The 4,269-nt window shown below is 68.4% G+C and carries 4 protein-coding genes; 1 reads left to right on the top strand and 3 read right to left on the bottom strand.

Features of this window, described 5'->3' with window-relative positions; genetic code table 11:
* From VFA16_RS10940 to mqo, 3 genes are all read right to left on the bottom strand, one after another.
* On the bottom strand, positions 1-1,301 hold a 1,301-nt coding region (locus tag VFA16_RS10940; protein ID WP_324967823.1), incomplete at its 3' end, for an ATP-binding protein.
* Entirely contained in the window at positions 1,298-1,768 is a 471-nt protein-coding gene (locus VFA16_RS10935) for a GNAT family N-acetyltransferase (protein ID WP_324967822.1), read from the bottom strand. The genes VFA16_RS10940 and VFA16_RS10935, both read right to left, overlap by 4 nt.
* Positions 1,765-3,240: a malate dehydrogenase (quinone) gene (gene mqo / locus VFA16_RS10930; RefSeq protein ID WP_324967821.1), complete on the bottom strand. Its 1,476-nt coding sequence runs from the start codon at positions 3,238-3,240 to the stop codon at positions 1,765-1,767. The genes VFA16_RS10935 and mqo overlap by 4 nt, the downstream gene beginning before the upstream one ends.
* A gap of 142 nt (positions 3,241-3,382) precedes the next feature.
* Here mqo and VFA16_RS10925 point away from each other — a divergent pair.
* Positions 3,383-4,269, top strand: an 887-nt coding sequence (locus VFA16_RS10925; protein ID WP_324967824.1) for an alpha/beta hydrolase, incomplete at its 3' end; no start/stop codon positions are given.

The raw sequence follows: 4,269 nt of genomic DNA, 5'->3' as shown, positions 1-4,269 counted from the left end.
TCGCCTGGCTGCGGCCGCAGCCTGCCCGGACCGCTGGCATGCTCGGCGGCGGCCAGCACGGTGCCGAACAGGTGCAGACCATGCCCGTCAACGCTGTCGGTGGCGGCCACGACTGCACCAGAAGCGTTGCGGGCCCGCGATCGCCGCCCCGGGGCGCCGGCGCCGACGCCGGGCACGCTCAGCGCGCGGGGACGGAAGGTGGCCGACGGCGGCGCGCTGGGCCGTGACGATCGCAAGGGCGGCGAAGCCGGGCGCGGCGGGTCGTCACGCATTGAATCAGCTTGTTGCGAGGAACTTGAATTCACTCGCGGCGCAGCGTCGTTCACGCTCTGCCCACCGCCCGGCGGATCGGGATCAGGATCCGGTTCGGGATCGCCGGGTGGATCACCGGCTTGTGCCAGGGCCGCGTCGAGCTGGTCGCGGTCAAGACCGGGATCGTCGAACGGGTCGCGGCGGCGGCGATGCGGCAACGCCAGCTCGGCCGCCACCCGGATGTCGCCTTCGTCGACGGTGTCGCACCCGCGCCAGGCGGCATGCGCGGCGGCGGTGCGGGCTACCACGAGATCGGCGCGCATGCCGTCGACGTCGAACGCCGCGCACAGCGCGGCGATGCGGCGTAATTCGTTGTCAGGCAACACTACGTCGGGAACAAGCTTGCGGGCGGCGGCGATGCGGCGGGCCAGCTCGGCGTCGGCGTCGGCATAGCGCGCGGCGAACGCGTCCGGGTCGGCTTCGTAGGCCATCCGCTGCCGAATGACCTGGGCGCGCACCTCGACGTCGCGCGACGCGTGCACGTCGACGGTGAGCCCGAAGCGGTCGAGCAGTTGCGGACGCAGTTCGCCTTCTTCGGGGTTCATCGTGCCGATCAGCACGAAGCGGGCCTCGTGGGAATGCGAGATCCCGTCGCGCTCGATGTGCACCCGCCCCATCGCCGCGGCGTCGAGCAGCAGATCGACTAGGTGATCGTGCAGCAAGTTGACCTCGTCGACGTAGAGCACGCCGCCGTGGGCGCGGGCCAGCAGCCCCGGCGAGAAGGCATGCTCGCCGTCACGCAGCACCCGCTGCAGATCCAGTGAGCCGATCACCCGGTCCTCGGTGGCGCCGATCGGCAGCTCGACGAGCCGCGCGTCCTCGGAGGCGGCGGACAGCAGTGCGGCCAAACCACGAACAGCCGTCGACTTCGCGGTGCCCTTCTCGCCGCGAATGAGCACGCCGCCGATTTCCGGACGCACGGCGCACAGGATCAGCGCAAGCCGCAGCTGGTCGTGCCCGACGATCGCACTGAACGGATACGGCTTCACGGCTGGACCTCCACCCCGGTGCCCGGCCGCACCATCGGCACATGGGGAATACCGTCCTCGATGAAGTCGTCGCCGTCGCGGACGAACCCGTGTTGGGCATACATCTCCGTCAGGTAGGCCTGCGCGTTGATCCGGCACGGGTAGTCGCCGACCTCGGCCAGCGCAGCGCGCAGCAGCCGGGTGGTATGGCCTTGGCCGCGGGCGTTGCGTTTGGTGCAGAGCCGGCCGATGCGGAACGCCTTTTCTCCGCCGGCATGCTCCTCCATCAGCCGCAGTGTGCAGATGACTTCGCCGTCGGGCTTTTCCAGCCAGAAGTGCCGGGTTTCGGCGAGCAGGTCGCGACCGTCCAGCTCAGGATAAGGGCAGGCCTGTTCGACGACGAAGACCTCCACCCGCAGTTTGAGCAGTTCGTAAAGGCTCGGCGCATCAAGGTCTTTCGCCCACGCGCGGCGCAGCGTGACAGTCACGACCCCCCTGCCGTTTCCAGCTGCAGCACCTTGGTGCTCCATGACCACACCTCCTCGAACAGCGCCGGCTCAGTTGACAATTCAGTGCCCAGCGACGGCACCATCTCCTTGAGCGTGGCCAGCCATGACTGATACCGCTCGGGAAAGCAGCGCTGCAGCACGTCGAGCATGGCCGACACGGCGGTCGATGCCCCCGGTGAGGCGCCGAGCAGACCCGCGATGCTGCCGTCGGCGGCGCTGACGACCGTGGTGTCGAATTCGAGCCGCCCGCGCCGGATCACCTGCACCCGCTGGCCGGCGGCTGTCGTCTGCCAGTCGGAGTCGACGGCGCTGGGGGCGAATTCACGCAGGGCATCGACGCGCTTATGCTCCGACAACGCCAGCTGGCGCAGCAAATAGTTGACCAGCCGGCGTTCGCTGACACCGACGCGGAACAAGGACAGCGCATTGCCCGGCTTTAGCGAGCGCGCCGGATCGCTGACGCGGCCGCGCTTGAGGAACTTCGGCGACCAACCGGCGAACGGCCCGAACAGCAGCCATCGCTTGCCGTTGACGATCCGCAGATCCAGGTGCGGCGCCGTCATTGCCGGCGCCCCGGGCGCAGGCAACCCATACACCTTGGCCCGATGCGCGGCGGTGAGCGCTGGGTTGCCGCTGCGCAGAAACTTCCCCCCTATTGGAAACCCGCCGAATCCCTTCACCTCGTTGATGCCCGACTTCTGCAACAGCGGCAGCGCATAGCCCCCGGCTCCGACGAACACGAATTTCGCGTTCAGTTTCCGGTTATTTCTGGTGCGCCGGTTGCGGATCGTCAATAACCAGCTGCCGTCGCGCTGACGGGTCAGGCCGCGCACCTCGTGGCCGAACCATGCGGCGCCGCCGCGCAGACAAAAACCTACGAGCTGTTGGGTCAGCGCGCCGAAGTCGACGTCGGTCCCGTCGGCTGCCCAGGTGAAGGCAACCGGTTCCCGAAAGTCACGCTTGGCGGCCATGAACGGTAGCCGGCGCGCGAACTCGTCGGCCTCGTCGATAAACTCGGTGCGGGCGAAGAGCGGATTGGCGGCCAGGGCCCGATGGCGACGCCGCAGGTAGTCCACGCGCCCGGTCCCCTGCACGAAGGCCGCGTGCGGCACCGCGTTGAGGAAGCCGCGCACGTCGGTCAGGATGCCGCTTTCGGCGGCGTACGCCCAGAACTGGCGGGTCACCTGAAACTGCTCGTTGACCCGGACGGCTTTGGCGATGTCGATCGAGCCGTCGCGCTCCGGGGTGTAAAACAGCTCGCAGAGCGCAGAGTGCCCGGTTCCGGCGTTGTTCCACGGGTCGCTGCTCTCTGCGGCGACCCCATCCAGACGTTCCACCAAGGTGATCGACCACTCGGGTTCCAGCCGCCGCAGGAGCGCGCCGAGCGTGGCGCTCATGATGCCCGCGCCGATCAGCACGACGTCGGTCTTTGCGACGTTCGGCTCGGACACCAGATCGTTCTTCCTTACTTATCTGCGCTGCGACGCGGGCGTCCTCAGGTTATCCCGCCTGCTGTCGGGGTAATGCGCCCGTCTGCGCGGATTGGACCGCGCTGGAAAAGCAGGCTCTAAGCTGGCGAGCGTGAGTGGCTGGGTGCCCGACGTCCTGCCCGGCTGTTGGCAGCACACGATCCCGTTGGGTCCCGATCCCGACGGCGAGGGCCATATCGTCGCGACGTTGGTGCGACGGGGCGAGCCCGCAAGAGCCGGTCACGCCGTGTTGGCGGTGCATGGATACACCGACTACTTCTTCAACACCGCACTGGCTGACCACTTTTTCGGGCGTGGCTTAACGTTTTACGCGCTGGACTTGTCCAAGTGCGGTCGCTCCTGGCGGGCCGGCCAGACGCCGCACTTCACCACCGACCTGGCCCGCTACGACCGCGAACTCGAACAAGCCCTGGCCGTTATCCGCGCGCAGGCGCCGTCGGTGACCGTGCTGGTCTACGGCCATTCCGCCGGCGGGCTGATCGTGTCGCTGTGGCTGGACCGGCTGCGACGGCGCGGCGCCACCGCGCAAGCAGGCGTCGGCGGCCTGGTGCTCAACAGCCCACTGCTGGACCTGCCGGGTCCGGCCCCGCTGCGGTGGGCGATGACCTCGGCGGCGATCGCGGCGGTAGCGCGGGTGTACAAGAAGGGGGTGGCCCGCGCGCCCGGCGTGGGTGGCTATGGCGCCAGCCTGCATCGGGATTACCACGGCGAGTTCGACTACAACCTGCAATGGAAACCACTGGGCGGCTTTCCGATCACCTTCGGTTGGCTGCAGACGGTCCGCCGCGGTCAGGCGCGGCTGCATCGTGGGCTCGACGTCGGTGTGCCCAACCTAATTCTGCGTTCGGATCACGGCGTCTCCGACACGGCTGACGAGATCGCACTGCAGTGCGGCGACGCGGTCCTCGACGTCGCCCAGATCGCCCGCTGGGCCGGCTGCATCGGCAACCGCACCAACGTCGTTCCGGTCAAAGACGCCAAACATGATGT

It is taken from the genome of Mycobacterium sp., assembly GCF_035653355.1.
Taxonomy (GTDB): domain Bacteria; phylum Actinomycetota; class Actinomycetes; order Mycobacteriales; family Mycobacteriaceae; genus Mycobacterium.
This window is presented reverse-complemented; position numbering and strand designations above follow the sequence as displayed.